General features: G+C 61.6%; 22 protein-coding genes and 2 pseudogenes. 7 read left to right on the top strand and 17 right to left on the bottom strand.

Features of this window, described 5'->3' with window-relative positions; all coding sequences use genetic code 11:
- Window positions 1–7: 7 nt before the first annotated feature.
- The 7 genes and pseudogenes from HNQ71_RS26600 to HNQ71_RS26570 form a co-directional block, all read right to left on the bottom strand.
- Complete coding sequence (locus HNQ71_RS26600; RefSeq protein WP_246462146.1) at window positions 8–1003, bottom strand: HupE/UreJ family protein; 996 nt, start codon at window positions 1001–1003, stop codon at window positions 8–10.
- A 47-nt stretch (window positions 1004–1050) separates the two neighbouring features.
- Window positions 1051–1794: a peptidyl-prolyl cis-trans isomerase gene (locus HNQ71_RS26595; RefSeq protein WP_343068253.1), complete on the bottom strand. Its 744-nt coding sequence runs from the start codon at window positions 1792–1794 to the stop codon at window positions 1051–1053.
- Between the two features lie 558 nt (window positions 1795–2352).
- Window positions 2353–2763 (bottom strand): hypothetical protein, encoded by a 411-nt coding sequence (locus HNQ71_RS26590; protein ID WP_184875980.1) that lies wholly within the window; start codon window positions 2761–2763, stop codon window positions 2353–2355.
- 45 nt (window positions 2764–2808) lie between these two features.
- Window positions 2809–3780, bottom strand: coding sequence for a formylglycine-generating enzyme family protein (locus HNQ71_RS26585; protein WP_184875978.1), 972 nt, complete (start codon window positions 3778–3780; stop codon window positions 2809–2811).
- Window positions 3781–4023: 243 nt separating this feature from the next.
- Window positions 4024–5634 (bottom strand): annotated as a pseudogene (locus tag HNQ71_RS26580) (arylsulfatase).
- 772 nt (window positions 5635–6406) lie between these two features.
- Window positions 6407–7207 (bottom strand): hypothetical protein, encoded by an 801-nt coding sequence (locus HNQ71_RS26575; protein WP_184875976.1) that lies wholly within the window; start codon window positions 7205–7207, stop codon window positions 6407–6409.
- A 130-nt stretch (window positions 7208–7337) separates the two neighbouring features.
- Complete coding sequence (locus HNQ71_RS26570) at window positions 7338–7646, bottom strand: hypothetical protein (RefSeq protein ID WP_184875974.1); 309 nt, start codon at window positions 7644–7646, stop codon at window positions 7338–7340.
- 163 nt (window positions 7647–7809) lie between these two features.
- Here HNQ71_RS26570 and HNQ71_RS26565 point away from each other — a divergent pair, with 163 nt between their 5' ends.
- Together HNQ71_RS26565 and HNQ71_RS26560 are read left to right on the top strand one after the other, a co-directional pair.
- Window positions 7810–9486, top strand: a complete 1677-nt coding sequence (locus tag HNQ71_RS26565) for a hypothetical protein (protein WP_246462143.1) — start codon at window positions 7810–7812, stop codon at window positions 9484–9486.
- Between the two features lie 292 nt (window positions 9487–9778).
- Window positions 9779–10240, top strand: a complete 462-nt coding sequence (locus tag HNQ71_RS26560) for a hypothetical protein (protein WP_184875972.1) — start codon at window positions 9779–9781, stop codon at window positions 10238–10240.
- Between the two features lie 446 nt (window positions 10241–10686).
- Here the strand turns inward: HNQ71_RS26560 and HNQ71_RS26555 are convergent, their stop codons facing one another.
- Complete coding sequence (locus HNQ71_RS26555) at window positions 10687–10854, bottom strand: hypothetical protein (RefSeq protein ID WP_167392245.1); 168 nt, start codon at window positions 10852–10854, stop codon at window positions 10687–10689.
- A 495-nt stretch (window positions 10855–11349) separates the two neighbouring features.
- Here HNQ71_RS26555 and HNQ71_RS26550 point away from each other — a divergent pair, with 495 nt between their 5' ends.
- Window positions 11350–11553 carry a hypothetical protein gene (locus HNQ71_RS26550; RefSeq protein ID WP_184875970.1) on the top strand — a complete coding sequence of 68 codons (204 nt, stop codon included), beginning with the start codon at window positions 11350–11352 and terminating at the stop codon, window positions 11551–11553.
- Between the two features lie 404 nt (window positions 11554–11957).
- Window positions 11958–12383 (top strand): annotated as a pseudogene (locus HNQ71_RS35045) (polysaccharide biosynthesis/export family protein); the annotation flags it as partial.
- Between the two features lie 165 nt (window positions 12384–12548).
- On the opposite strand, the gene HNQ71_RS35040 reads toward HNQ71_RS35045, so the two are convergent.
- A complete protein-coding gene (locus tag HNQ71_RS35040) occupies window positions 12549–13427 on the bottom strand; it encodes a hypothetical protein (RefSeq protein WP_246462178.1) in 879 nt (292 codons plus the stop codon).
- A 1190-nt stretch (window positions 13428–14617) separates the two neighbouring features.
- Window positions 14618–14833 (bottom strand): cysteine rich repeat-containing protein, encoded by a 216-nt coding sequence (locus HNQ71_RS26540; protein ID WP_184875968.1) that lies wholly within the window; start codon window positions 14831–14833, stop codon window positions 14618–14620.
- A 63-nt stretch (window positions 14834–14896) separates the two neighbouring features.
- Between HNQ71_RS26540 and HNQ71_RS26535 the strand changes: the two genes are divergently transcribed.
- Together HNQ71_RS26535 and HNQ71_RS26530 are read left to right on the top strand one after the other, a co-directional pair.
- Complete coding sequence (locus HNQ71_RS26535) at window positions 14897–16060, top strand: efflux RND transporter periplasmic adaptor subunit (protein ID WP_184875966.1); 1164 nt, start codon at window positions 14897–14899, stop codon at window positions 16058–16060.
- Complete coding sequence (locus HNQ71_RS26530) at window positions 16057–19206, top strand: efflux RND transporter permease subunit (protein ID WP_184875964.1); 3150 nt, start codon at window positions 16057–16059, stop codon at window positions 19204–19206. Before HNQ71_RS26535 ends, HNQ71_RS26530 begins: the two co-directional genes overlap by 4 nt.
- A gap of 98 nt (window positions 19207–19304) precedes the next feature.
- Here the strand turns inward: HNQ71_RS26530 and HNQ71_RS26525 are convergent, their stop codons facing one another.
- Together HNQ71_RS26525 and HNQ71_RS26520 are read right to left on the bottom strand one after the other, a co-directional pair.
- A complete protein-coding gene (locus tag HNQ71_RS26525; RefSeq protein ID WP_184875962.1) occupies window positions 19305–19658 on the bottom strand; it encodes a cupin domain-containing protein in 354 nt (117 codons plus the stop codon).
- Window positions 19659–19761: 103 nt separating this feature from the next.
- Complete coding sequence (locus tag HNQ71_RS26520) at window positions 19762–20784, bottom strand: sugar-binding transcriptional regulator (protein WP_246462139.1); 1023 nt, start codon at window positions 20782–20784, stop codon at window positions 19762–19764.
- 155 nt (window positions 20785–20939) lie between these two features.
- On the opposite strand from HNQ71_RS26520, the gene HNQ71_RS26515 reads away from it, so the two are divergent.
- The gene (locus tag HNQ71_RS26515; RefSeq protein WP_184875958.1) at window positions 20940–21737 is read left to right on the top strand and encodes a hypothetical protein; all 798 of its coding nucleotides are present in this window, start codon (window positions 20940–20942) and stop codon (window positions 21735–21737) included.
- Between the two features lie 15 nt (window positions 21738–21752).
- Here HNQ71_RS26515 and ptsP read toward each other — a convergent pair whose 3' ends face one another.
- The 5 genes from ptsP to HNQ71_RS26490 all read right to left on the bottom strand — a co-directional run bounded on the left by ptsP (window position 21753) and on the right by HNQ71_RS26490 (window position 26558).
- A complete protein-coding gene (gene ptsP / locus HNQ71_RS26510) occupies window positions 21753–23723 on the bottom strand; it encodes a phosphoenolpyruvate--protein phosphotransferase (RefSeq protein ID WP_184875956.1) in 1971 nt (656 codons plus the stop codon).
- A gap of 56 nt (window positions 23724–23779) precedes the next feature.
- The gene (locus HNQ71_RS26505) at window positions 23780–24160 is read right to left on the bottom strand and encodes a PTS glucitol/sorbitol transporter subunit IIA (protein ID WP_184875954.1); all 381 of its coding nucleotides are present in this window, start codon (window positions 24158–24160) and stop codon (window positions 23780–23782) included.
- A 121-nt stretch (window positions 24161–24281) separates the two neighbouring features.
- The gene (gene srlE / locus HNQ71_RS26500; RefSeq protein WP_184875952.1) at window positions 24282–25286 is read right to left on the bottom strand and encodes a PTS glucitol/sorbitol transporter subunit IIB; all 1005 of its coding nucleotides are present in this window, start codon (window positions 25284–25286) and stop codon (window positions 24282–24284) included.
- Window positions 25287–25304: 18 nt separating this feature from the next.
- Window positions 25305–26066, bottom strand: a complete 762-nt coding sequence (srlA, locus tag HNQ71_RS26495; RefSeq protein WP_013892733.1) for a PTS glucitol/sorbitol transporter subunit IIC — start codon at window positions 26064–26066, stop codon at window positions 25305–25307.
- A 54-nt stretch (window positions 26067–26120) separates the two neighbouring features.
- Entirely contained in the window at window positions 26121–26558 is a 438-nt protein-coding gene (locus tag HNQ71_RS26490) for a transcriptional regulator GutM (protein WP_184875950.1), read from the bottom strand.
- Window positions 26559–26593 lie beyond the last annotated feature (35 nt).

Genomic DNA, 26593 nt, shown 5'->3' with positions numbered 1-26593 from the left:
GCTCCTCCTACAAGAACATCGCGTCCAGCCTCTGGACGCTCCAGAATGCCGCGATGATCCCGATGGCATAGGCCGACGCGACGATCGCCTGCCGCGGGATCATGACGAAGCGCATCACCGAATAGACCGCGGCCAGCAAGGCGGCGATGAAGGCCAGTTGCCCGAGCTCGACGCCGACATTGAAGGCCAGCAGCGCCAGCGGAATGTCGCCCTGCGGCAGGCCGAGCTCGACCAGTGCACCGGCAAAGCCGAAGCCGTGCAGCAGGCCGAAAATGAAGGCCACCATCCACGGCCTCACAATGGCCAGGCTGACTTGCCCGCGCTCCATCCGCACAACCTCGGCGGCGACCATGACGATGCTGATGGCGATCATCGCCTCCACCGGCCGCGACGGCAGCGTCAGCCATCCGAGTGTGGCGCAGCTCAAGGTGATCGAATGAGCAGCCGTAAAGGCGGTGATCGCTTTCACCAGCTTGCGCCAGTCGCGCACGACCAGCATCAGCCCGGCGACGAACAGCAGATGGTCGAAGCCGAAGGCGATATGCTCGATGCCGTGACGGACGTAGGTGACGAACACCGCCCAGGCGCTCTGCGACGCCGGAATGACTGCCGACGGCTCGCTGGGGGTAAGTCGCGCCGTCCAGCTGTTGCCGTTCGCGAACACCACGTGGACCAGCGCGTCGGTCATACTGTTCTGCAACCCGTCGATCACGACGCTCTGGCCTGCGAGCGGTTCCAGCGTGCGCATGCGCCAAGTCTGCACCATGGCATCGCCCGTCGGATGCGAGATGATCGGCGTCACCGTCTCGATCTTGCCGGAAAAGAGTGCCGACAGCGCCAGTCGCGCATTGCCCTGCATCGGCGTTTTGAACAGAACGCTGAACTCGTTCGGCGCCTCCTCCTTCAGGCTGAGATAGGCGGGACGCACCTCGTGGGAGTAGGCAACTTCGCAGAACAGCGCAGCAATGACCGCTGTCAGCAGGACCAGTCGAACGCACTCCAACGCGGAGCGGGCTCCCCGCACGAGCTTAGACCACTTGGCCAGCCGTCTCATTGTGCGGCCACGTTCGTTGCAGGCCCTGGCCCCAGCGCTGCTTTCGTACTGTCATCAATCTCGACGCCGTACTTGTTGCGCAGCTCGACCAGGTACTCTTTGCTCAGTTCGGTCTGCTTTGCAGAGCGCCACTCAGCCAGCACGGCATCCTTCACGGTCTCGAAGGGCTTTGGCGCGGTCGCCGTGCGCTGCGTGACGAGCACCAGATGAAAGCCATAGCCGGATTTCACCGGACCGCGCCACCCGCCCGGTCCAAGTGCAAACACCGCGCGCGCAAAATCGGCGCCGAACATTCCAGACAGCGCCTGTTCGTCGGTGTCGGCAAAGCTGTCGCCGAACAGCAGCCGGTCGCCCTCGATTGAGTCGTCCTCGACATTCGCTGACAGCGCTCCCAGCGCGGCGGTCGCGTCCGCCGCGGCATCCTTGCGATGCTCCGGGTTGAAGTAGACCTGCCGAAACGAGAGTTTTCCGGGCGTCTCGAAATGTGCAGGGTTGGCGGCATAGAACTGCCGCAGTTCCACTTCGGTTGGCTCGGCAAGCTGGGCCGTATCCTCGACAATGAATCTGAGCTTTTGCGCCAGGCGGCGGCGGATGATTGTGTCGTCCTTCTCAAGGCCCATCTCCTGCGCTTCGCGCGCCATCACTTTCTCATTGAGGAGATCGTCGACAAGACCCTTGAGTTCATCGGCGGTTGGCTCGCGCAGCCATTGGCTCGACCAGGTCTGCTTGAGCCAGCGCACGTCGCCTTCGCCGATACGGACCGGCTCCGCGGCCGTTGTTTCGACATGCCTGTCGTTCAGCCAGGAATAGCCGCCAAACAGGATCGCGCCGACGACGGCAAAATGCAGCAGAGGCTCCCTGAGCAACGTCATACGCAGTCCTCGATTCCCGCTACGGCTGCGTCTCGCACGACAGCTTCCACGCGGCACCGTCGGCTCTCCGGCAGCCGACAATGGAAATGCTCTCAAATGACTCGAGCAGCGCCTTTAGGGCGTGATTACCCGATGAGCGCTTCCTGCATTCCTTCGCGGATAGTAGGCACCAAAGAGCTGGCGCTGGAATGTAAGTTACGTGGGGTAAGCATGTAATCGCGCTACTGAACGGCTGTCGTTGCCGGGCGCCAACTCGTCAATGTGCCAGGCGAGCGCTGCATCTTGCGGACCTGCGCGTGGGATTGGCTTCGGAGCAGAGGCTCCGCATTTGAACCTTGCTGGCCCTTTAGACGAGCGCCGCGCCATCGTTGAGCAGCTTGCCCGCGGCAGTCAGATGCAACGTGCCACAATGCGCCCCCTCGGTTGTCATCGGTCGCCAAGGGGAGTTTCGGTCGAAATGCCGCGTAGAAGCAGACCACCCCAGACGGCCATCAGTGCGTGAAGTGCAACAGTGGGCCAAAGCAAGACGCCGGTCATCTTTAGGACTGCGGCCGCGTAGACGAGGAGAATTGATACGGCTGTGTTGTAAATCAGAATGCCAACAAGCAGGCCTAATAGCGCATGGCTTACCTTGTCGTTCCTCGCGATCCAGCTTGCGACACCTATGGCAAGCAGCGCCGCGCCCGCGATGCGGCCGACAAAAATTGCTTCAACCGTGGCGCTTTCCAATCCAAGTAGGAGAACAAACGGAACGGAAGGTTGCAAAAGCAGACCGAGGCCTGTCGCGGCTTCGATTGCTGCAATGACGACCAGGAATAACTTTCGTGTCGCGTCCATTTGTTGACCTCGTCGATCGCTCATGCGTGCTAGCAGCGTCGGTTCTCAGTGCACGATGCAGTGAAAACCCAGATGGCTGGTCGAGGTGTCGACCGGCTGAGCCATCCGCGCGGCCGGGCGGTAGCGCCGGCAATAATTGGGGGCGCAAAGATGCGACCCACCCTTCATCACCTTGCGCGGGATCCTGATCGCCGGCTGTCTCGGATCGAGACTGTCCTCCCGCTTGGCGCCCCGAGGGTTGTCCACCGTGCAGCACGGGCTGTCGATCTGGCCATGCTCCTGGTACCAGTCGGTCGTCCATTGCCAGACATTGCCGGCCATGTCGTAGAGGCCGTAGCCGTTGGCGGGGAACGACCCGACCGGCGCTGTGTACTCGAACCCATCATCGAGCGTGTTGCGGTAGGGAAACTCGCCCTGCCAGGTATTGGCCATATGCATGCCGTCCGGCGTCAACTCATCGCCCCAGGGGAACTCGGCACCCTCTAGCCCGCCACGCGCCGCGAACTCCCATTCTGCCTCGGTCGGCAATTCCTTGCCGGCCCATTTTGCGTAGGCCTCCGCATCCTCGTAGGCCACATGGACGACCGGGTGGTCGGCAAGCTTCTTGATCGAACTCGCCGGGCCGCGTGGACGACGCCAATTGGCGCCGCGCACATAGACCCACCAATTGTAGTGATCGCGGAGATCGACCTGTTGCTTGGCCTTGATAAACACCACCGACGAAGGCGCAAGCATGTCCGGCTGCCAGCCGGGGTAGTCGTCCGGGTTCGCCGGCCGCTCGGCCGCCGTCACATATCCGGTTTCCTCGACGAAGCGCGCGAAGTCGCGGTTGGTGACGGTGCAAATGTCCATCCAGAACCCGCCCACCGTCACCCGGTGCGCCGGGGCCTCCTCCGGATAGTGCTTGTCGGAACCCATGAGAAACGTGCCGCCGGGAATCCAAACCATCCGGTCGTGGGGTGGCCTGACCGGCGTCGAGCCGGCGAGCTTTCGTTCGGTGTCGGCAAGTTTTGTCATGGCTCTTATCGCGTCGTCCTTGATGCAATGCCCTGTTGGCAACTCAGGGTTCGAACGAAAACACCTCAGCCCAGTCTGCCTTCATGTCGACAACCGTCCAACCACCGGTGGCGGCCTCGACACAGGTCCATTGCAGCATTGCAAGATCGCGGGCGAGCCTCATCGAAACTTCCTCTTGAGGCCGACAAGGTGACCCACGGGCGGGGCACCCTGTCGCAATAATGTAGCGCCAGGGACCAGGCCTCAATTCCCGCCGCCACTCGCCCCGCTCTGAAGTGCCTCGAGGAACTGGCCGACATCAAAGGACCCGGACTTCTGGCTTGGCGGGTAGTCCTTGAAGCTGGCGAGGAACTGCCCGACGATCGCCTGGGCGGGAACCAGCGTCCACAGTTTGTCGGCCCACCAGCGCTCATAGGTACCCGCCTCGTCGAAGTAGCGCTCGAACGGGTCCTCTCTCAAATTGGTTACGATCGGGACATTCTGCGTGACGCGTTTGCCGGTGAACAGATTGCCCTCGATCCAGGCGAAGCTGATCTTCCAATCGTCGTAACGCATCGCATTGATGTTGGCCTGGTCATCAAAATAAAAGAATTCGCGGCGAGGTGCCTCCTTGGTTTCGCCCTTGAAGAAGGGGATGAAGTTGTAGCCGTCGAGATGGGTCTTGAAGGTCTTGTCCCCGACCTTCTCGCCCTTGAGGAGTTTCTCCTTGATATCCGGCGCGCCGGCTGCGGCGAGCAAGGTTGGCAGCCAATCCTAGTGCGCCATTGTTGTGTTGATGATCGTGCCGGGTTGAATGACACCCGGCCAGCGGGCCATGCAGGGCGCCCGGAATCCGCCCTCCCAGGTCGTGCCCTTCTCGCCGCGGAATGGTTGCGTTCCGCCGTCGGGCCAGGAGAAGCTCTCGGCGCCATTGTCGCTGGAGAAGACGACGATGGTGTTGTCTGCGATCCCGAGTTCGTCGACCTTCTTCAGCAGCCGGCCGACCACGTCGTCAAGCTCGGCTATGCCGTCGGCGTAGAGGCCGTAGCCGGTCTTGTCCTGCCATTTGGGTGACAGGCGGGTCCAGACATGCATGCGCGTTGTGTTGTGCCAAAGGAAGAACGGCTTCTTGGCGGCTACCGATCGATCCATGACGTCCAGCGATTTGGCCAGCAATTCTTCTTCGGCGGTCTCCATCCGCTTGCGCGTGAGAGGGCCAGTGTCCTTGATGACCTGTTTCCCGACACGGCCGAAGCGCGGATCCTCTGTCGGGTCGTCGACATCTGTGGCTTTCACATCGAGGACGCCGCGCGGCCCGAACTTCGCATGGAACTCGGGGCTCTTCGGATAGTCCGGGTCTTCGGGCTCCTCCTCGGAGTTGAGATGGTAAAGGTTGCCGTAGAATTCGTCGAAGCCGTGCCGGGTCGGCAGGAACTCGTTGCGGTCGCCCAGATGGTTCTTGCCGATCTGCGCTGTCGCATAGCCCTGCGCCTTGAGCAGTTCAGCGATGGTCGGGTCCTTGTCCTGCAATCCTTGCGTCGACCCGGGCAAGCCTACTTTCAACAGTCCGACGCGTAAGGGGCTCTGGCCGGTAATGAAGGCAGCTCGTCCGGCGGTGCAGGATTGCTGCGAGTAGTAGTCCGTGAAAAGAGCGCCTTCCTTGGCGAGTCGGTCGATGTTCGGTGTGGAACCGCCCATCATGCCACGATGATAGGCGCTGAGGTTCCAAACACCCACGTCATCAGCGAAAATGACCAGGATGTTTGGGCGATTTGCGGTGTCTTGCGCTCGCGCCGGGCCGGCTGTCACAACTGGCGCCAGGGTTGCCGCTGCAAACAGCGAGACGCCGCTCAACAGAAGATCCCGGCGTCGCATCGACAATGTCGCCTGGTTTTCATGATCGGTCGAGCTGGGTTGTTTTTCCTTGTCACTCATCGGGTGTTCCTCCCTAATGCTGCTGTTTCAAGATGACTCAGGTTTTTCTGTTGGCGGCGAAATTGAACCTTGCAGTCGCAAGCCACGCGATCGCTGCGAAAGCCATTCATTGCAGAGGCACAGGCCTTGCTGCGGGGGCCCCGCTTTCCGGCTGCTTTGCGGGCCGATCAAAGACTCGACGTAGTTTTCCCTGGTGTCCTGATCGACTGCCGCTAAGCATGTAGAAATCACCAAGCCTGCAGCACAGCCAGCCGCAGCTGCTACATCGGTCGTTGCTTGGACGATCGTGTCACCCAGGGCGGACCTGCTGCGGGTCGGTCTGGCCGGCGGCCATCCGCGCGCCGATCAGTTGACGTGCACCACCACGTACTTCGAACCCGAGTGCTGATAATATTTCGCGCCGCAATGCCAGATTGCTGTCCCGTTGATCGAAGTCTTGACGCAACCGGCCGGTAGCCTGGCTACGTACACGCTTGTTCTGCGGATGGTCCGCCGGGTCGCGCGCCTGGCGACACCCGCTGCGCTTGTGGCCGTGAGAGGGCGGCCAACGCGGGCCAACGCTTCAGATGATATCGATCCCTGAGTCACCAGGGAGACCGGATCAATCTGTACGAAAGTAGCCAAAGCCAAGGCCAGGACGAAAGATTTGCGCATTGTGAGTTTCGTTGTCATCATTTCCTCCATTGTTTTGTCATTGATCCAAGTCTGCACGCTAGAAACGCATGACCAGTCCCAAGATTGGTCCCTGCTGGACGACATCGAAGACGAAGCCGTCGTTGCGGTAGTTGACGCCGAGCGCGCGGTAGCCTGCGACCGCCGAAAAGCGTTCGTTGAAGCGGTATCCCAATGCGGCGGCGACATCCCAGTCGACATTGGCGCCGCCTGCACCCACCATGCCCCAGCCCGTCAGATATACTTCGGAGGTGAGCGAATAGGTCGCGCGAACACCGGCAAGCCCATCGACCCAGGTTGCCCCGTCGCTGCGGGACACGCCGTCGAGGATACCGCCGTGGAAGTCGAGGTCGGTGTTTACGGACCAAACCCTCATGGCGGCGACGAGATCGAGGCGTCCGGCGTCACTCTGGACGATCGAATAGCCCGCGCCGACCAACCCTGAAAACGTTTCAGAACCGACATCGACATTGGTGGCGACGATGCCTCGAGGCGTGCCGCTTCCGGTCGACAGTTTTACATACATCAGGTCGCCGAAGATGCTGTAGCGATCGTAGCGTGCCTCGGCTGTGGCCATCGCCGCAAAGTCGAGATTCTTCAGGATGTCGCCGAAACTCGCATCGACGTCGACGGTGGGAAGACCGAACTGCGACACCTCACCCGAGAGCCCGGCTGCCCAAAAGTACGGCGCAACGGAGAACGTCCAGCCCTGTTCGGTCACCACTGGCTTCAGGTCCGGCGTCAAGGGTGAGACCGCATCCGCGGCCCGAGCGGGATGGGCAAGCCAAAGGACGGAAAGAATGGCACAACCCAGGGCTTGTTTCCGATAGAAAGTCTTCATGTCAGGGCTCGCTCTTGAGTTTGGTCACTATGTGCGGACTTAGTGCTCTTGGGAACCGGGATTTCGATGGCGGTGCGAAGCGCGGCCGTTGGCATGTTTCCCGCGCTGTCGGCCCGGCGGCCATGGCTGTTCACCGTGGCGGCCATGGGTTGATACCCGATTTCCGGGCGGCGTCGGCGTTCAACACTGCTGCTCCTACCTCTCCAACCAAGCGATCTATCAGTTCCTGCCATTCGGCTCGCCTGGCCTCCCGCAATGCCGGCGGGGCCTGGTCGACCTTCGAGAGCGCAAACTCTGCATCCGCGAGTTCCTCGCAGATGTCGCGAAAGCTCTCGCTCCGGTCCATCAGCCGATGGATCGTCAATTCAAACTGGGGGTATCGGCGCACTGCCGCCGAGACCGCTCGGTGTCTGTCAAACGATCCGTCTTTTGTATTCATGACACCAGTTCATCGACCTGACGCAATCGTATTGCAAATAGAGGGCGGTGGGAGGTAAGTTACGTGGATAAGCATGTAACCGCGCCACTAGAAGTTGCGGCTGCAAGAATCAAGTGAGGAGACGGTGATCCAAGGGGGTACGTCCGCACTCGGGGAGCATGAGTTGCCCCTTGAGGTTTGCCGCGCTCAACTTGGACTTATCCTCGACAGTGCTGACTTCGATGCCACCAGCCGCGAGCGGCGCTTCCTCAGCCATGTGGTGGAAGAAGCATTGTCGGGACGAGGCGACCGCATCAAGGCCTATTCCATCGCAGTCGAAGTGTTTGGTCGCGGAGAGGCGTTCGACCCGCAGACGGATCCGATCGTTCGCATCGAGGCTGGCCACCTCAGGCGTGCGCTCGAGCGATACTATCTGACCTCGGGACAAACCGACCCAATCCTGATCACGATTCCAAAGGGGGGCTATGTTCCTGTCTTCTCGCTCCGTTCGCCATCTGCGCTAGAAGCGCCCCCGTTGCCGCTTGTTTCGGAAAAGCCAACCGCCTTTCCGGCACGGCGCATGCCGCTGCCGCTGGCGCTGGGGGGAACTGTAGCCCTTCTCGTGGCAGCAACGTTGGTGCTGGCGTGGTCATGGAAGTCGGTCAGGCCCATCGTGCCAGAAACGCCCCATGTGCTTGTCGAGCCGTTTGACGACCTGACCGGCACCGGCGCCGCGACGGCCATCGCGAATGGATTAAAGCAGGAAATTGTCAGCCAGCTTTCGAAGTTCAAGGACATTGTGGTCATGGAGTCGGCACCCAAAGCGGGCGACGCCTCGATCTCGATGCCACGATTTGTGCTTGCTGGCAGCGTTGGCCTATCGGTCGATTCTTTTCGGCTTCGGGTCAGGTTGATCAACATGGTCAACGGTTCGGTTCTATGGGCCGACAGCTATGACGGCCGCATAAAAGTCGCTGACGTTGTCAAAGCTCAAGCCGACGTCGCGCGCAACGTGTCGACGAGCTTGGCGCAAACCTATGGCGTGATCTTCCAGGCGGATGCCAATGTTCACCTTGACAACCCGCCCGACGATTGGGCCGCCTATTCGTGTACGCTTTCCTTCTATGCGTATCGGGTAGATCTCAAACCAGAGACCCGTACATCAGTACGTTCCTGTCTTGAAAAGGCCGTGGCCCGCTTCCCGAAATACGCTACCGCCTGGGCTCTTCTTTCCCTGGTCTACATCGATGACCATCGATTTCAGTTTCCCGTCGATCGCGCGTTCTCCGCCGCCGCCCTCGAGCGCGCCCTCGCCGCGGCGAGGCAGGCGGTAGCACTCGACCCGCTCAATATCCGAGGCCGCCAAGCGGAAATGCTTGCGCTCTATTTCAACAAAGAAATCGACGCTTCCTTGAGAGTAGGCAAGCAGGCCTTGGCCATGAACCCGAACGACACCGAGTTGATGGGTGAATATGGCCAGCGCTTGGCGTTCGCCGGTGAATGGCATGATGGCTGTGCGCTGGTTGAGGAAGCCCGTCAAAAGAATCCGAGTGCCTTGGGCTACTACGAGGTGGACCTGGCCCTTTGTTCCTATTTTAACCGCGACTACCCTCAGGCAGCTATGTGGATCAAGAAGTCGCCAGTTCAATCAAACCCGCTCTACCATATGGTTGCGGCTGCCGTTCTTGCTGAAGGCGGTTACAAAATCGAGGCCGATCGCGAGCGCGAGTGGCTGGATAACAATCAACCGGATTTGGTGCAGAACTTGCGCGAAGCGGTTTCGAAGCGGTTGACCCGTTCGCAAGATGTCGAGTTCTTCATTGGCTCGTTGAAGAAAGCCGGTCTCGCCGTGGCGGACTGAGAGCGAATTCTGTGACGTTGGCAACTGCTCTCTTTGGCGGGTTACGTCGCGCTGCCGCCTTTCTGTATAGAAACGCAACAGCGGCTACAGTCATGGTAGCCACCAGAGAGGGCGGTCAAATCCTTCGCCATCACGGTAAGCTGGCGATCTTTTCGGCGCTGGGAGCCGGTGACCCACGATATTTACCGTTAGTTACGTGGCGCCTAGAAACGGGAGGTGCGAGGGTGATGCGGAGACGAGGGTGATGCGGAGATTCGCACCACTCGGCAGGGGTGTTTTGTAAGGGGACGTCATGGCTGACAAGATCCACGGCTTTCTGCCTGCCACGGCCGAAATGCCGACTGACCGTCAGCGGTTGATCACCCGCTATATCTTCGGAGTCTTGATCGACCTCGTGGTCCTAAACCTGTTCGATGAGTTTTCGGACAGCGTCACGGTCTCTTCCTTCAGCGTGTCGTTGCTTGCAGCCATCTTGTTGCAGGCCCTTCTGAAGGGGACGATCGCCATCGAGCATCAGGTCGCCGTGTTCTTCACGGCAAGGCAAGGTGCCTTCATGAAGTTCATGCGATTCTTCGGCGCATGGGTGGTGCTGTTCCTATCCAAATTCGTGATCCTGGAGGCGATTACCTTCGTGTTCGGAGATAGGGTTCGCTTCGAAGGCATGCTGCACGGGGTGGTGCCGCTGATCATCGTCGTCATGGCCATGCTCATCGCCGAGGAAGTGATCGTCCGGTTCGTCAGATGGATCCGTTGAACGGCTACGCAAGGTTCATTCCACCCATGTAGGAGGCACTCTTTCTCCTAGCGGGACGCCAAGCGCGGTCCGGAGCGCGTCAAAGCTGGCGGGATCATGTCACGTCACGTTGCAAGCGGCTGCCCGTGATTTCAAAGGGTTTCCAACCACTATCGGCCGGTCCGCGCGACATGGGACGCGGGAACGCTTGAGCCCAAGGCTTCCGCGATCACACCATAGGCTAACGCGATCATGCAGTTCACAATACAACTACAAGCGGTCGATTCCTCAGGGATGTAGCCACTCTGAAAGCCCGCCGCGGGTCGCTCCCGTGGCGGGCTTTTCATCGATCGGGACCAGGTTTTCGAGCTTCCATCAAGATGGCCTTGGGTGGCATTGCAAAGGACTGGAAACCAGGCCGCTGCCGAGTCGTAGGGGATAGCTACGGCGTACGGCGCAGTCGACCGTCAGCGCCCCTTCTTGACCTTCGGCGCAATCTCTTCAATCCGCACCTTGTCTCCGATTTCTTTGGCCAAAGCGAAGGCCTTCTCCTTGTCCTTCGTTGACAGGACTGTGCGCCAGTGAGGTTTCTCGAACACGCTCACGACATAGGTCGGCACCGGCTTGTCGGTCATCCTTCCGGCCTTCGGAAATGGCCGGTGCGGTGCATGCTTGGGTGAAGCGCGCCGCACCGGCCACTGCAATAGCGGGAAAATCCCCCGCGCCGATAAGTCTATATTATATTAGAGGTCGCGCAATTAAGACTGAAGTCCTTGTTTCATCGGCCCTAAAGGCCCGCTTTCGCGATGTGCGGGCTTCGCGCAAAAAACCGACCGGCTTTCCGCCTCATGGCGGCGAAAGTGCAGCCACGACATCGTCACACAGCGGGTGTTCGAGCGCAATGATCCTGGCGCAGGCGCACCCTGATCTGATTGCGCTGGCAAGCCGGTGAGACTGCGAACGGAGCGAAAGCGGAAGTGGCCAGCGGACGGCCACAACGAGATGTTGGCGCGACCGCAAAATGTATCGTTTTACACAATTTCCAATTGCTGGACTCGCGCGATGCATCGGTAGTTTAATTTTTGCATCCAGCCAAGGAGTGGAAGGTCGCGAACTGGGAGGAAGCAGGCATGGATTTCGAATTCGACATCCGCCATCCATCTGACGATCAGCCGTACGAAATCACCTCTTTCGCCCAAAAGTATGGCCTATCGATCCCAATTGCGGACGCCATGCTCTTCGCCAAAGGACCGTCGCGGACGGCATGCGACGCTGCCGCATTGGCCTTCCTCTGCGCTATCGCCGCACAAGCCAAGAAACAGAGGGCGCAATAGGCCTGCCACCACCGCGACAATACCGCGTCAGGCCGAAAGCGGGATCGACGTTGACTAGGCGCGAATTGGCCGAGCGGGACGCCGCTGCCGATCGCGCGGTATCGGCCACCGCAAACCGTGACGAGCGAATAAACGGGGCCTTTCCTGATGTCTTTGCCGAAATGCAGCGGTCGTTGAACGCGATATCGAAGGTCGAATCGCGGAGCAGTTGGTTGCCGAACCTGGTACGGACGTGCCCGCTTACTCAATTGGGCGATGCAGCTACGCTCTATTTGGTACTCACCACTGCTGATCGACTTTGGTAGGCTCACGCCGTGAGCTTTGTGCTACGCGCCGTGAGCTTTGTGCTACGCGCCGTGAGCTTTGTGCTGCGCGTGGTCAGTGAGAGTCATGGAGGTCCAGTCATGGATCATGTCCAGACGTCCAACGCGGATTGCCACAGCCCTGCACTCCCCGGTGGTATCCGACGATTCTCGGCCATGGCGGCGTTGTTTCCTGACACCCGCAAGAGGTCACGCGGCGCTGCGATAAGCCTCATCCCGTTCTGCCTGATCCTCCTATTTGGCGCCCCGGCAAGGGGTCAATCGGAGACTGACGACAGGCTCGCCCCTCAAGACACTGTCGAGCTAGAGGTCTCGGGGTGGGATGCCTTGCGCGGCGGCATTACGGAGGGCGTGGAGCTCAACGGTGCTTTTACGATCAGTGCAACCGGGACGCTGGATCTTCCGGGCATTGGGCACGTTCCGGCTGCAGGTCTGCGTGAGAGTGAATTGGCAAGGCTGATTACCGATCGCTTACAGGCCAGAAGTGGCTTCGATACGCGACCCGTGATGACCGTCCAGCGCACGCAATCGGCAGCGTCTTCGGGCGGCGCCAAAGTCGAGGGGTACCCGGCTGGGGCGCCATCTGACGTGAGCGCTTCTCGCCCATTGGTGGAGGCTGCCGCGACCGGGCCAGGACGGGAACGATCCAAGACGGATGCGTCACTGCATGAACTATCGGCCGTTCGCGAGGAGCTTGAGGCGGCTCGCCAGCAGGCGTCTGCAGAGCGTCAGTCTGCAGACAGGGTTGAGCGGGTTCTTCGCAGCGAACTGGAAGCGGCGCGAGACGAACTTGACGAGATGCGGCGTGTCACAGCCGAGGCAGGCGTGAGTGCGCGTGCGGTCGCAGAGGCGACGACTCTTCAAGGACAAGCCCTTGAAGACCAGAAGCAACGAGCCGAACGGCTCGCGCAGGGTCTGGCCATGGCGCAGCGCGAAGTCGAAAGCTTGCGAGTCACAGCCGCTCTCGCGATCCGCGAAAAGGCCGCCGCACTCGGCGCGCACCAGGCTGCGGAAGTTTCCCTGTCTGGAGCGAAACGCGCGCTTGACGAGGGGCGGCAGACGATCGAACGCCTCGAACACGATCTTGCCGCGACGCACCAATCCCTCGATGCTCTTGAGGCCAGCGGAAAACTGGCTGCGGCTGCACAAATGGCAGATATTCAGGACCGTCAGGTTGCTGAGGCCGCTGCAAAGCGAGCCGGCGAAGCGCTCGCATTGGAACGCGGGAGGGCAGATGCTCTCGAGCGTGATCTCGATGCTGCTCGCCAGGATCGCGACGCGGCAAAAGAGGAAGTCGCCCGTCTCTCTGCTGCTCTGGAGCAACAGCGCGAAAGGGCCATGGGCCTGGCCCGCGACCTCGTTGCGGCGCGCAACGAAACCGACATCCTGAAAGCTCGCAATCGCGATCAGCGCATCGAGCCCGCTTCCAAAGCGCCTGCCGGTGATCGCGCAGGCCCACGTACCGGTGCACTCGCAGGGAAACGGGCTCGATCCGCCCATGAGCCCGAAGGGCGAGAAATCCGCAAAGTGGCGGTCCGCAAGTCGCCGCAACCTGTTCGGCTGACGACGATCAGCCTTCCCGCCGCATTGCTCCCGACGCGGGCGCCATTGGGCACGGCACAGGGATTATGGTGATGCGCAAGGATCTAGCTGCAGTATTGGTGATCGCAGTTGCGATCGGGCCTGCTCCGGCTCTTGCTGGGGGCCTTGGAGGCAAAGTCGGCGGTATCGGGGTCGGCGCCGGTGTGGGCGTTGGCTCGAACGGCGCCTCCGTTGGTGTTGGCGCGAGCGTCGACGGAATCGGAGGAGCAGACGTCGGAGGGTCGGTCGGCACGAACCAGGGATCGGCGGGCCTTGGAGGCAACGTCGGTGGCATTGGGGTCGGCGCCGGTGTAGGCGTCGGTTCGAACGGCGCCTCCGTCGGTGTCGACGCGAGCGTCGACGGAATCGGGGGAGCCAATGTTGGAGGCTCGGTAGGCACGAGCAACGGATCGCTTGGCGCCAACGTTGGAGCCGGTACCAACCTCGGCGGCGTGGGCGGCCTTTCGGCAAGCCCCAGTGCGGGAGACGAATCCACCGGTGCTGGCGCCGCTCCGGGCAGTTCGGCAAATAGTCGAGCGAGCGCGGCGTCGGGGGCTACCACAGGGCCAGCAAGTGTCGGTGTCGGCAAGAAGGCGGCCGCCATAGTCGTGACGAAGGGCGTGCGACACGCAGTCGCCCTGCCACGCAGCCTTTGGCCCTCCAAAGGTGGTCGCGACACGTTCAGGTCGAACACCACAGGTTATCCCATGCGGCCGCTCCAGGCGCGGTTAAAGGCGATACCTGGCACCCCGCCCGCCGTGGTTCGCGTCTGCCGTCAGGCGATCATGTCGGCTGCGAAGCCACTTGGTGCCGTGCGTGTGCACGCAGCCAGCGCAGGTGCCTTGCGCCGGCACCTTCGCGGTGCCCTCACCGCTCCGATCGAGGTGCGCATAGACTATGCAAGGCAAGGCGGCATAGAGGTTCGGCAGGCGCGGGTCGGATGTCGCCTCGACGCGGCGGGAAATGTCGTCGCGGTGACATAGGTTTGACGAACCTGGCGGGCGTCCGACGTCTCACTGCCAGACAAAAGGGCCGGGCCCATTCGCCAGAGCGTCCGAACATCCGGCTTGCCTGCCCATAGCGCTCAGGAGTGGCGTTGATACATGCGCGGCTCCGGCCTCAGCCGACCCTGACAGCTCGGCGGAGAGCACTGCGCGATCCTAACCAGGCGTATTCGCCTTGACGACCTTCTGGCATTCCGGGGTCAGCTCGCTGAAATGTTCCGTCAGACATTGAATGACGCGGCCGCCGCCTGGCTCCACGCCTTTGCAGAACTTTTCGAAGTTTGCTTGGCAAGCCTCACGTTCGGCCGCTGTCTGCGCCTGAGCAGCAAGCATCTGAACGGCTAGGAAAACCCCGCTCAAGGCAATTCGCATGACAAACCCCTCCAAAATAGCTAACATTCAATCAAAATACCGTGAAGTGTTGAGGGGGGTCAAATGCTTTTGGTATCGCGCATTGCGCTGACCGTAACCTTGCTTACGGCGACGGCGTTGCTTTCAGCCTGCAACAAGCAAAATTCCTATGTTCCGCCGCCGCCGCCCAAGGTTGACGTGGCGCTACCGCTCAAGCAGACGGTAACGCCCTATCTCAATGCGACGGGGAACACGGCCGCCGTCAATTCGACGCCATTGGTTGCCCGGGTAGCGGGCTTCATACAGGAAATAGACTACAAGGACGGCGACAGCGTCAAGGCGGGCAGCCGACTGTTCCTTATCGAGCCTGAACCTTACCAGTTGGCACTTGAACAGGCCCAGGCTGGACAGACTTCGGCAGATGCCTCAGTCAAACAGTCCAGCGCCGATCTGAAGCGGCAACAGGAATTGCTCGCGCAGAAGGTAATTTCGGCGTCCACGGCGGACCAGGCTGCCGCTGCCGCTGCGGTCGACGTGGCCAAGCAGCAGCAGAACGCCGTTGACGTCAAGCAGGCCCAGCTCAACCTGAGCTACACCGAAGTCAAGGCACCGTTCGACGGCATCGTCACCGCCCGCCAGGTATCGGTCGGGCAGTTCGTTGGCACTGCCAGCACTTCCGACCTCGCAACGATCGTCCAGATGGATCCGATATACATCAATTTCAATGTCAGTGAGCAGGACGTGCAGCGGATCCGGGCTGAAATGGCCAGGCGTGGTCTGACGATGCAGAATCTCAAGAAGATACCGGTGGATGTCGGCCTGCAGACCGAGAGTGGATATCCGCACAAAGGAACGCTCGACTATGCAGCGCCGGCGGTATCTTCCTCGACGGGCACGCTACTGGTTCGCGCCGTTTTGGAAAACAAGGACAAGGCGCTGCTGCCCGGCTATTTCGTCCGACTGCGCATCCCGCTCGGCGAACAGCCGGACATGCTGCTCGTACCGGATCGTGCAATCAGCAGCGACCAGAGCGGCCGCTATGTGCTTGTCGCCGGAAAGGACGACACAATCGAGCAACGCGGCGTCGAGATTGGCCAACAGGTCGGCGAGTTGCGCGTCATTACCTCCGGCCTGACAGCGGAAGACCGCGTCGTCATATCTGGCTTGCTGACGGCCCTGCCCGGCCAGAAGATCGAACCGACGGTGAAGACCCTCCAGCAAACTCCGGCCAATGGTGCTGGCCAATGATCTCCAAATTCTTCATCGAACGACCCGTTTTGGCGAATGTCATTGCCGTCCTTATCGTCGTCGTTGGCATCGTCTCGCTCTTTGCGTTGCCGGTAGCGCAGTATCCCGATGTGGTTCCACCGACCGTTTCGGTAACCACCCGTTATCCGGGCGCCAGCGCGCGCACGGTCATCGACACCGTCGCCCTGCCGATCGAGCAGCAAGTCAATGGCGTCGAGAACATGCTCTACATGCAGTCCTTCGCTGCCTCGGACGGCAGCTACAACCTGACCGTCACTTTTGCCATCGGTACAGATCTGGACCTGGCTCAGGTGCTTGTTCAGAACCGGGTCTCTGCCGCCATGGCCGGGCTGCCCCAATCAGTGCAGGTGCAGGGCGTCAACGTGCAGAAGAAGTCGACCTCCATCCTCGAGATCGTGACGTTGACTTCGCCTGACGGAAAATATGACAGCCTCTATCTCAGCAACTACGCGACTATCAGTCTTAAGGACGAAATCTCGCGGTTGCCTGGCGTCGGCAATGTCAGCGTATTCGGCGCTGGTCAATATTCCATGCGGGTCTGGCTCGATCCCGAAAAGATGCTGGCGCGCGGCTTGACCACGCAAGATGTCGTTCAAGCACTTCAACAGCAGAGCGAACAGGTCACAGCAGGTCAGATCGGCGCCCCGCCGGCGCCGGACGACCAGTCCTTCCAATATTCGATCGAAGTGTCCAGCCGCCTTGACGATCCCGACCAGTTCGGCGCCGTTGTGGTCAAGACAGGCGCCAATGGCGATATGACGCGTGTTCGCGATGTCGGGCGGGTTGAACTCGGTGCGCAGACCTACGGACAGTTCTTCAACCTCGACGGTCAGCAGGCCGCCGGCATGGCCATCTTCCTGGCACCCGGCGCGAACGCGCTCGATGTGGCCAAGAGGGTCGCGTCCAGGATGGAGGAATTGGCGCGTACCTTCCCGCAAGGCATAGCTTACGCGATACCGTTCAACACGACCAATTTCGTCAGCCAGGCGATCAACGAGGTCTACAAGACGCTGTTTGAGGCGGCGGTGCTGGTTCTGATCGTCATCCTCGTCTTCCTGCAGGATTGGCGGGCGATGCTGGTTCCGGCCACTACCGTACCGGTCACCATCATAGGCGCGTTCGCGGCGATGGCGGCGCTCGGCTTCTCAGTCAACCTTTCCACCCTGTTCGCCATCGTGCTCGCCATAGGCATCGTCGTCGATGACGCCATAGTCGTGGTCGAGGGAGCCGCCCACAACATGGAACGCGGCATGTCGAGCCACGACGCCGCCATTGCCGCCATGAAGACATTGTTCGCGCCGATCATCGGCATCACGCTAGTGCTGCTGGCGGTGTTCTTGCCGGCGGCCTTCCTTCCCGGCCTTACCGGCCGGATGTACGCGCAATTCGCGCTCGTGATCGCGGCGACCGCGCTGATCAGCGCCGTCAACGCCGCGACATTGAAGCCAACGCAATGCGCGACATGGCTTAGGCGTCCCGTGCCACCTGACCAGCGCAATGTCTTCGCGCGCGGCTTCAATGCGGTCTACCAGCGTGCCGAGAATGCCTACGTCCGGTTGATCGGAGGGATGGTGCGTCATAGCGCCGTAACGGGTGTGGTCGCACTCATGATCATCGGCGCGGCCGGCTACGGCATGTCGCGCGTCGCTACCGGTTTCATCCCAATCGAAGACCAGGGTTATCTGCTCGCGGCGGTCCAGCTGCCTGACGGCGCCTCACTTGGTCGCACCCAGGAAACGCTGCAGCAGGTTTCCAAGATCGCCAAGGCAACACCTGGGGTGGAGACGGTGGTCACCATCGCCGGGCTTTCAGCCCTCGACAACAATTCAACGCTAGCCAACGCAGGCGTCGCCTACATCATTCTCAAGGACTGGGATCTGCGCGGCAAGAGCGAAGACCTGGCTTCGCTCTACGCCACTCTCAACAAGAATCTGTCGGCCATGGCCGACGGGCTTGTACTGGTGCTTCCTCCGCCACCAATCCAGGGCATCGGCAACGCCGCCGGCTTCACGCTGCAAGTCGAACTCCGCGACGGCAGTTTCGACCTCTCGAAGCTGCAAGGCTCCGTCAGTGCGATCGTCAGCAAGGCTGAAACGCAGTCGGGCATCCAGCGTGTCTCGTCATCGTTCCGCGCCAACGTCCCGCAGTACAAGGCCGAGATCGACCGCGACAAGGTGCAGGCCCTCGGCCTGACCACTGACCAGGTATTTCAGACGCTCGCCGGCTATCTCGGCTCCAGCTACGTCAGCCAGTTCAACAAGTTCGGGCGCGTCTTCCAGATCTATGTGCAGGCTGACGCCCAGTTTCGGTTGACCCCGGAGGAAATCCGCCGCCTGACCGTCCGCAACAACAACGGAGACATGATCCCACTCGGAACCGTGTTGACAATTGAACCCAGCGTCGGTCCATCGCTGATCAGCCTGTACAATCTCTATCCCGCCGCGTCGATCGTAGGCGTGCCCGCCGCAGGCTTTTCGTCAGGCGATTTGATCAAGCTGATGGAGGAGATTGCAGCGGATAGCCTTCCGCCCGGTACCGGCTTCGATTGGACTGCGCTGTCTTTCCAAGAGAAGCTCGTTACCAATCAGGTTTACCTGGTGTTCGGAATGGCGCTGCTGCTTGTCTACCTGGTCCTTGCCGGCCAATACGAGAGCTGGCTCGCTCCGATCTCAATCCTGCTCGCCGCGCCGCTGTCCCTGGTGGGGCCGGTCTTGGTGCTCAATGGCCTTGGCATCGACAACAATCTCTATGTCCAGATCGGCCTTATCCTGCTCATAGCGCTGTCAGCCAAGAATGCGATTCTGATCGTCGAGGTCGCACGCGAACTGCGTGCCGCCGGCACACCTATCGTCGAATCGGCGATCGAGGCCGCACGTGCCCGCTTCCGGCCGATTCTAATGACATCGTTTGCCTTCATCCTCGGCGTGGCGCCGCTGGTGTTTGCAACCGGCGCCGGTGCGAGCGCACGGAAGTCGATCGGCATCACGGTCTTTTCCGGCATGCTCGCTTCGACCTGCCTGGCCATTCTTTTTGTGCCATCCTTTTTCGTCATCCTGCAACGATTGGAGGAACGGCGCTCCGGACGCACGAAGAAGGACGAGGCCACCTCAACCGTGCTCAAATAGCGCTATAATCAAAGCTGCATGGCGCGCCGGCATGCCTGTCGTTGCTCGCACTGGATATGCCAGGGACGTCAACCATCAACGGCCTATGCGGACAGGCCTCAGCCGACCCTGACGACAAAATGCTTCGTCACCGGTTCGATGATCTTCCAGGTTCCCTTGAAATCGGCTTCCACCACGAAGGCGTCGCCGGGGCCCACCTCGACCGGTGCGCCGCCATCGGGGGTGATGATGATGCGGCCTGCGATCATGTGCACGAACTCGTAGTCGGTGTAGGTCGCGTGATAGGTGCCCGGCGTCGCCCGCCATGTGCCCGAGATCACCTTGCCGTCCTCGGTCGTGTGCTGGACGGCGGTTTGCATGGTCGGCCTGCCTTCGACCACGATCCATCCGGCCAGATCGCCGGCGTCGGCCTTTTCGACAGCGCCGAATTTGAGGATTGTCTCGCGTGTCATGGCTCAGGCTCCGTTTGATTGGCTCAGGCGTCAGTTGCCTGGATCGTCAGATAGCGGATGCCCCTGACGCCGGCAACCGGCCGACATCACCCGGCCGACGTCATTATGAGGCTTGCGCCGCATGCGCCTCGAGCATGCGCCGGGCGCTTTCCTCGTCGGTGATCAGGATCGTCGGGGCGATCAGGGTCATGGCACCCAACAAGGCTTCGATCTTCTCCTCGCCGCCGGAGGTCAGGATGCGGATCGGCGCCTTGCGCAGCCGGTCGACATCCACCGACATCACGTGGCTATTGACGGGGTGGTCGACCAGATCGCCATTGCGGTCGAAGAAATGGAACAGAAGATCGCCCACCGCGCCGCGCGCAAGCAGGGCCTCCCGATCCGCTTCCTTGAGGAAGCCGCCGCGAGAGAAGGTGGTGGCCGAGGCGATGCCGCCAACGCTCAGCAGAACCGCATCGAGCACGTTGGCCATTTCAAAAACCTCCTGCAGGCCGCAGCGCTCGACCAGCGCGATCTTGGTCTCGACGCTGTCGACGACGGCCGGCGTCGGGATCAGATAGCCGTCGCCCTGGAAGATTTGGGCGAAGCGCCAGGCGAACTCGGCCGGGTTGAATCGACGCACCACGCCGACACCGCCGAGCAGCGAAATGACCTTGAAGTCGGTGAGCGACTTGGCGCTGATGAAGGGCAGGCTTGAGAACAGCGTCCTGCCCCAGCCAACGCCGACCCGCATGCCGGATTTCATCGTGTCCGACAGGAAGCTGCCGGTCTTGGCGCTGATCGCCGGGGTCGGGTCGGCATTGGGGGCTGAAAGCGGCGCCACCAGCGCCTGCTGCAGCCCGAAGGTCTTTTCCAGCGCGCGCTCCAGCCGAACGATTTCGGACAATTCGCTTTCGATGCTGATTTTCACCTCGTTGCGCGAGCGGGCGTCCGCCAGCATGCGTACGATGGTGACGCGGCCGACGCCAAGCACGTCGGCGATCTCGTTCTGCGTCATCTGCTCGACGAAATACATCCAAGCGGCGCGAATCCTTAGGCGATCCGTCCGACTTTCGCTGGCAACCTGCTCGGGCGTCTGGCTTTCACCTCGACTGTCGTTGGTTTCGCTCTGTCGTCGCCTGCCCAAATTCGTCCCTCCCCACGGCGATGGACGAGCGCGCCGTCGCCGATTCTGCATGCTGGCCTAGTATCGCCTATTGATCTACCAATCGATAGGAACAATCTAGAAGTGGCGGCTGCCTCCTGTTGGCGGTCATCCGCAGCAATTCGAGGCGATTGGAAATGCTCCGACAAATCTCCGAAGATGTCCGCGTCAATCTGAAGGACCGGTTGCGGGAAGTCCGTGAAATCATTCGCCAAAGCCGCCATGACGGCAGCGGCGACGCCAGTGTCGTGCGCGAAGCAACCAGCCATCTGCCGCCATTTCCAGGCAAAGGCATCGAAGGCCTGCTCAGCCATGCTGCAAGTGCCTTCGACGAAGCACTGTCGATCGCCGAATCCTTTGTCCCGCACGAGCGCCCGATCAAGGTGGACGGCACCACGGTAAAAGGCCTCGCCACCTATTTCCCGGCCGGGAACGAAGATCGCCAGTTGAGCGCGGAGCGTCTCTTCCGGCGCGACATGTATTATCTGACCAAGGCGGTGCTGGCCGGCCTGAACATCGACAATGCCCGCATCCACGAAGCCGATTTCGCCGCCGTCCATGCCACGATGCGCAAGCGGCATGGCGATCAGCTGGCTGCCTTGGTCGCACCAGGTGCTGGACTGCCGGCGATCGCGGCCATTTGTTCGGCGCTGCTGGTCGAGTGTCTCAACCAGCGCCCTGTCCACTTTGCCGAAACGCCGGAAACGCCGGCGATTGGTGATCGGTCGCTCGACATCAGCTGCCTGTCGCCGCTCGTTCTGGCCTGTGGCCTGGCAAGCACCGGCAGGGACAGTTCGCCTGAGCCGGATATGCTGGAGATTGCGATCCTGGCAGCCGATATCCGCCATGACCGCATCGTTCAGGCCTGCGCCAAGGCGAGCCCGGTCGATGAACTGACACCCGTCTTCGCCACCTTGCTTGCCCATTTGCCTTAACGACTCAGAACTCGGTTAGGCGGCACCTTCGGCCGCCATGGCCATGATCGTCTTCTTGGCTCGCTGGATCGAGGCCGGGCTCATCGAGAGCTCGGTCAGCCCCATTTTGATGAATGTTGCAATGAGATCGGGACGGCCGGCCGCTTCGCCGCACATGCCGACCATGATACCTGCGGCGACCCCGGCTTTGGCCGTCATTTCGATCGCCGACATGACGGCCGGATTGGTGACATCGTTGAGCTTGGCCACTGTCGGGTTCAGCCGGTCGGCGGCCATGATGTACTGGGTTAGGTCATTGGTGCCGATCGAGAAGAACGCCACCTCGTTGGCCAGCGCCGGGGCGATCAGCACGGCGGCCGGGGTTTCGATCATCACGCCGAGATCGAACGCCGCATGCGGCACGCCTTCGGCTTTCAGCTCGGCCGCGCATTCCGCGACCAGAACCCGCGTCTGCCTGACCTCGCCGATGTCGGCCACCATCGGCAGCATCACCTTGACGTTGCCGTGCCCGGCCGCCCGCAGCAGCGCCCTGAGCTGGCGCTTGAAGATGTCGGGCCGGTCAAGGCACATGCGGATGCCGCGCCAGCCCAGAAAGGGGTTTTCCTCGTCGGGAAATTCGATGCCGGCGATCGGCTTGTCGCCGCCGATGTCGAGCGTGCGCACAATGACCGGGTACGGTGCGAAGGCCTTGGCCAGCGCCGCATAGGTCTCGGCCTGCATGTCCTCCGAGGGAAGGTGCATATGACGCATGAACAGGAGCTCGGTACGGAACAGGCCGACGCCCATCGCGCCGGCTTCCTGCGCTGCCTCGATTTCCTCCAGCGAGCCGATATTGGCCGCGACCTCGATCACCTTGCCACCGGCCAGCTTCGGCGTCACCGTCTTGAAGATGGCCAGCCCGGCGCGTTCCTGCGCCGCCGCTTCGACACGGCCGGCGAATTCGGCGCGGGTCGCCGCATCGGGGTCGATGATCACGCGGCCGCTGTTGCCATCGAGGGCCACTTCGCGCGCCGTGCGCAAGGCATTGATCTGGTCGCCGAGGCCGAGCACCGCGGGAATGCCATGCGAGCGGGCGATGATGGCGATGTGCGAGGTGGCGCCGCCATGGCCGCACACGACCCCGCCGATGCGCTTCAGCGGCGCGCGCGCCAGGTCCCAGGCGCCGATGTCGTCGGCGATGAGGATAGCGCCTTCGGCGATGGTTTCGAGGCTGATGTCGTCCTGCCCGAGCAGCACGAGGCAGATCTGCCGCCCGACCGCATGGACATCATCCGCCCGCGCATTGAGGTAGTGATCATCGACCGCGCTGAAATCGGCGGCGATGGTGGAGGCGGCGGTGATGACGGCTGAAACCGCGTCGTTGCCGCCCTTGATCAGGCCCTCGGACTCACCGGTCAGGCTGTCGTCGGCAGCTATGTCCCTGAGCGCGGCGATGATGCCACGGTCTCCGGCCGACAGACTGTCCTGCGCCAGTGCCCGGTCCATGCGCGCCTGGACGGCAGCGACGGCGGCGCGGAACCTGTCGATCTCGCCGGCGACCTCCTCGACCTGCAACCTGCGGCCTTGTCCTGCGATATCAGGCGGGAAATGCGCGAAGGCCGGCCCGATGGCGAAACCTTCGCTTGCGGCCACGCCGCGCAAGCCGGTGGTTGCGCCGGCAACAGCAGGCAACGCGGCAGCGGCGTCCTGACCCGTATTGCCGGCCGGCGGCGAGTCCTCGTCATCAAGGCCCGCCTTGGGATTTTCGAGATAGCCGATCAGCGCCTCGATGGCCTCGATGGCGTCGGCGCCGTTCGCCCGCACGGTGACTTCCTGGTTTTCCTTGACCGCCAGCAGCATCAGCTTGACCGAGCTCTTGGCGCTGACCACCTTGCCGTCCTTGACCAGTTCGACGTCGGATTCGAAGCCCTTGGCGAGCTTGACGAACCGCGTCGCGGGACGGGCGTGCAAACCTTCATGCACTCTGACGATGGTCGAGCGTTCCATGGCAAATACTCTGGTCCTGGGCGCCACCGCCGACTTCGGCGGTAACGCGAATGCTGTCAGGCGGCGATGGTGATGATCGCGCCGGTCTTGAGCGCGGCCACGAGAGCTTCCGCATCGACCTGCGAGGCGCAGATCTCGCCGGGCCTCTCGGCCTCGGCAGCGCCGTTGAACGAGATGACGACATGGCCCATTTCCAGCACCTTGCTCCAGGCGCTGGAACCGACCGCGGTAATCGTCGCGGCAAGCGGGCCAAGGGTGATCGACGCGCCCTTTTGAGGCGCGCCGTCGCTGGGTCCGTGCTCCGTCTTGTGCAGCACGGAAACCTCGGCGAGTTCCGGCGGCGAGCCATCCGCAAACAGGATGACCACGCCTCCTTCGGCAAGATCCGCCACTTCGGGTCCGATAGCAGTGACCCGTGTTCTCAACAGAACCGTCATATGGCGAACCTCATTCCCTAACTTCCCTAAGAGCGGTTCACGGAAACGGTGAACCGCTCTATCCCTTTGTTTTGACGGAATTCCGGACGGAAAACCGTCGCGCACTTTTCCTGGAACTGTTTTAGAACACGATCAGGCTGACGATCCAGGCGATCAGCACCGAAACCGGGCCCATGATCTGGCGGCTGATGAGCACCGCCGGAACACCGATTTCGATCGTCTTCGGCTTGGCCTCACCGAGCGCCAGGCCGACAGGAACGAAGTCGCAGCCCACCTGGGTATTGTAGGCAAACAGCGCCGGCAGTGCCATCGCCGGCGAAATCGTGCCGTTGGCGATCTGCGGACCGATGATGGCAACGCCGATGACCTGTGCGATGACCGCGCCGGGCCCGAGGATGGGCGACAGGAACGGCAGGCCGCAGATCGCCGAGATGATCAGCAGGCCGACGATGTTGTTGGCCAGCGGCCCCATCGGCTGTGCCAGCACATCGCCGATGCCGGTGTAGAGGATCAGACCAATGAGCATGGTCACGAAGGCCATGAACGGCAGCACGTTACGAACGACCTGGTCGATGGTGCGGCGGCCGGCATTGAAGAAGATGCCAACGACACGGCCCATGACGCGGCCGATCGAACTGATCAAACCGATCACACCACCTTCGCTCGGCAGCGGCTGCGGCGCCGCGGCCGCATTGTTATTGCCTGTATTCATCGATGCTGCTCCCCCGGCAGTGGTGACCGCTTCGGATCCGTCCGCCATTGTGATGTTGGCCGGCTTCACGCCCGAAACGTAGATGTCCTCGGTGATGAACTGGGCAAGCGGCCCAGACTGGCCGACCGGAGTCAGATTGACGGTCGGGATGCGCTTGCGCGGATAGACACCGCACCGCGCGGTACCTCCGCAATCGACGACGACAACCGCCATCTCGCTTTCGATCGGCGGCGCCTTGAACCCGTCGACGGCTTCGGCGCCGGTCATTTCGGCGATCAGTTTCGCCACCGGGTGAATGCCACCACCGGTCACGGAGACAACCTTGCTGCGCTGCTCGGTCGGCTCGATGACCAGCGGTCCACCCCAACCGGTGTTGCCCCGGGAAATCCTTACGGCTTTGTATGTCTTGGCCATGATGTCCTCCCCGCCCCCTTACAGCTCCACGCCCTGGCGGCGTGCCATGATCGCGGTGATGCGTTCGGTCAGCATGCCCTTGAGCAGGATGACGACGAGGCCGACGATGGCGTACCAGATCGCCACCTTGACGTGATAACCGGCAACCACGGCGCCTTTCTTTTCCAGCTCCAGCAGCGCGACGAGAATGCCACCCCAGACGAAATATTCGCCGGGATTGATGTGCGGGAACAGGCCGAGCGGCGGGTGCACATAGGACACGGCCGCGTCATAGAAGGCGGGCTTGTGCTTCTCTTCCAGGAACGATCCGAACGTATAGGCCATCGGATTGGTGAGGAAGAACACCGCCAGCAGCGGCAGCAGCGTATAGCGGGTCAGCGCGATCCTGCCGGCGCCGCGCGCCAGGCCGTGCACGCGCTCTTCGCCGACCAGTTCGGTGACTGCATAGAAGGCGGTCATCAGCACCACCAGTGTCGGAATGATGCCGGTGACGAAGCCGGCGAAGACCTCGCCGCCCTTCTGGAAGATACCGATGAAGTACTTGCCGATGGCGGTCAGCCAGCCGAGTTGCTCTTCCTGCTGGACTTCCTTCAGCTTTTCCTTGAACTGATCGACGGTGATCGGTCCGCTGTCCGCCTGCGCGAGGACAACGAGATGATCGGAGGCATGCTCTACCGCGAGCTTGCCATGCAATGCAGCATCAGAGACCATGGCACCTGCGACATGCAGATTGTGCACGGCCATGTCGGCATGCTGCGCCAACAACGAAAATACAGACATTTCTCCTCCTTATGCCGCCCGCCTGTTGATCCCAGTCGGTGCGCGGCGTCCTCTCTAAGCCCTTGCTACGTTCAAACCGGACAGACCCGGCTTCTTCCCCGGCTCCGACCGTGTCTTGTCGATCTGTTCGATCGCCCGCTTCACGGCCTCGGCCACACCGGGTTCCCCCTCCCCCATGATTGCAGGGTTGGACCGGACTCGATCGAGGGGAACGCCCTCGAATTCTTCATGTCTCTTGAACTTGGTGAACACGGAACGGCCGCTCATCACCATCAGGCGGCGCACGACCAGGTCAGGCGTCACCACGACCAGCGCGATGGTGCCTTTGGCCAATCGACCGCGAAAATTGCCGGCTCCGACGAAGCCATCCTTGTACTGGTCGGTGACGCCCCTGAAGACATCCGAATAGTGCCGCATCTGCAGCCAGACGCCGAGCGATTGGAGCGCCCACACAATAACCAGCAGAAGCAGTCCCCACTGCCAAATCGCCATTCGGTTCTCCTCCCGAAGCCTATGTTGAACCGCAC

The organism is Mesorhizobium sangaii (assembly GCF_014207355.1).
In the GTDB taxonomy this organism is placed as follows: Bacteria; Pseudomonadota; Alphaproteobacteria; order Rhizobiales; family Rhizobiaceae; genus Mesorhizobium; species Mesorhizobium sangaii.
Note: the sequence above shows the minus strand (reverse complement) of the source record. Positions and strands in the feature narration are given on the sequence as shown.

Bases quoted from the DNA above. Each gene is read 5' to 3' on its own strand.
- HNQ71_RS26590 (WP_184875980.1), bottom strand. From the start codon at position 2,763: ATGGACGCGACACGAAAGTTATTCCTGGTCGTCATTGCAGCAATCGAA.
- HNQ71_RS26555 (WP_167392245.1), bottom strand. From the start codon at position 10,854: ATGACCGACAAGCCGGTGCCGACCTATGTCGTGAGCGTGTTCGAGAAA.
- HNQ71_RS26585 (WP_184875978.1), bottom strand. From the start codon at position 3,780: ATGACAAAACTTGCCGACACCGAACGAAAGCTCGCCGGCTCGACGCCG.
- HNQ71_RS26535 (WP_184875966.1), top strand. From the start codon at position 14,897: ATGCTTTTGGTATCGCGCATTGCGCTGACCGTAACCTTGCTTACGGCG.
- HNQ71_RS26575 (WP_184875976.1), bottom strand. From the start codon at position 7,207: ATGAAGACTTTCTATCGGAAACAAGCCCTGGGTTGTGCCATTCTTTCC.
- HNQ71_RS26530 (WP_184875964.1), top strand. From the start codon at position 16,057: ATGATCTCCAAATTCTTCATCGAACGACCCGTTTTGGCGAATGTCATT.
- HNQ71_RS26505 (WP_184875954.1), bottom strand. From the start codon at position 24,160: ATGACGGTTCTGTTGAGAACACGGGTCACTGCTATCGGACCCGAAGTG.
- HNQ71_RS26525 (WP_184875962.1), bottom strand. From the start codon at position 19,658: ATGACACGCGAGACAATCCTCAAATTCGGCGCTGTCGAAAAGGCCGAC.
- HNQ71_RS26560 (WP_184875972.1), top strand. From the start codon at position 9,779: ATGGCTGACAAGATCCACGGCTTTCTGCCTGCCACGGCCGAAATGCCG.
- srlE (WP_184875952.1), bottom strand. From the start codon at position 25,286: ATGGCCAAGACATACAAAGCCGTAAGGATTTCCCGGGGCAACACCGGT.
- HNQ71_RS26570 (WP_184875974.1), bottom strand. From the start codon at position 7,646: ATGAATACAAAAGACGGATCGTTTGACAGACACCGAGCGGTCTCGGCG.
- HNQ71_RS26515 (WP_184875958.1), top strand. From the start codon at position 20,940: ATGCTCCGACAAATCTCCGAAGATGTCCGCGTCAATCTGAAGGACCGG.
- HNQ71_RS26490 (WP_184875950.1), bottom strand. From the start codon at position 26,558: ATGGCGATTTGGCAGTGGGGACTGCTTCTGCTGGTTATTGTGTGGGCG.
- HNQ71_RS26550 (WP_184875970.1), top strand. From the start codon at position 11,350: ATGGATTTCGAATTCGACATCCGCCATCCATCTGACGATCAGCCGTAC.
- HNQ71_RS26540 (WP_184875968.1), bottom strand. From the start codon at position 14,833: ATGCGAATTGCCTTGAGCGGGGTTTTCCTAGCCGTTCAGATGCTTGCT.
- srlA (WP_013892733.1), bottom strand. From the start codon at position 26,066: ATGTCTGTATTTTCGTTGTTGGCGCAGCATGCCGACATGGCCGTGCAC.
- ptsP (WP_184875956.1), bottom strand. From the start codon at position 23,723: ATGGAACGCTCGACCATCGTCAGAGTGCATGAAGGTTTGCACGCCCGT.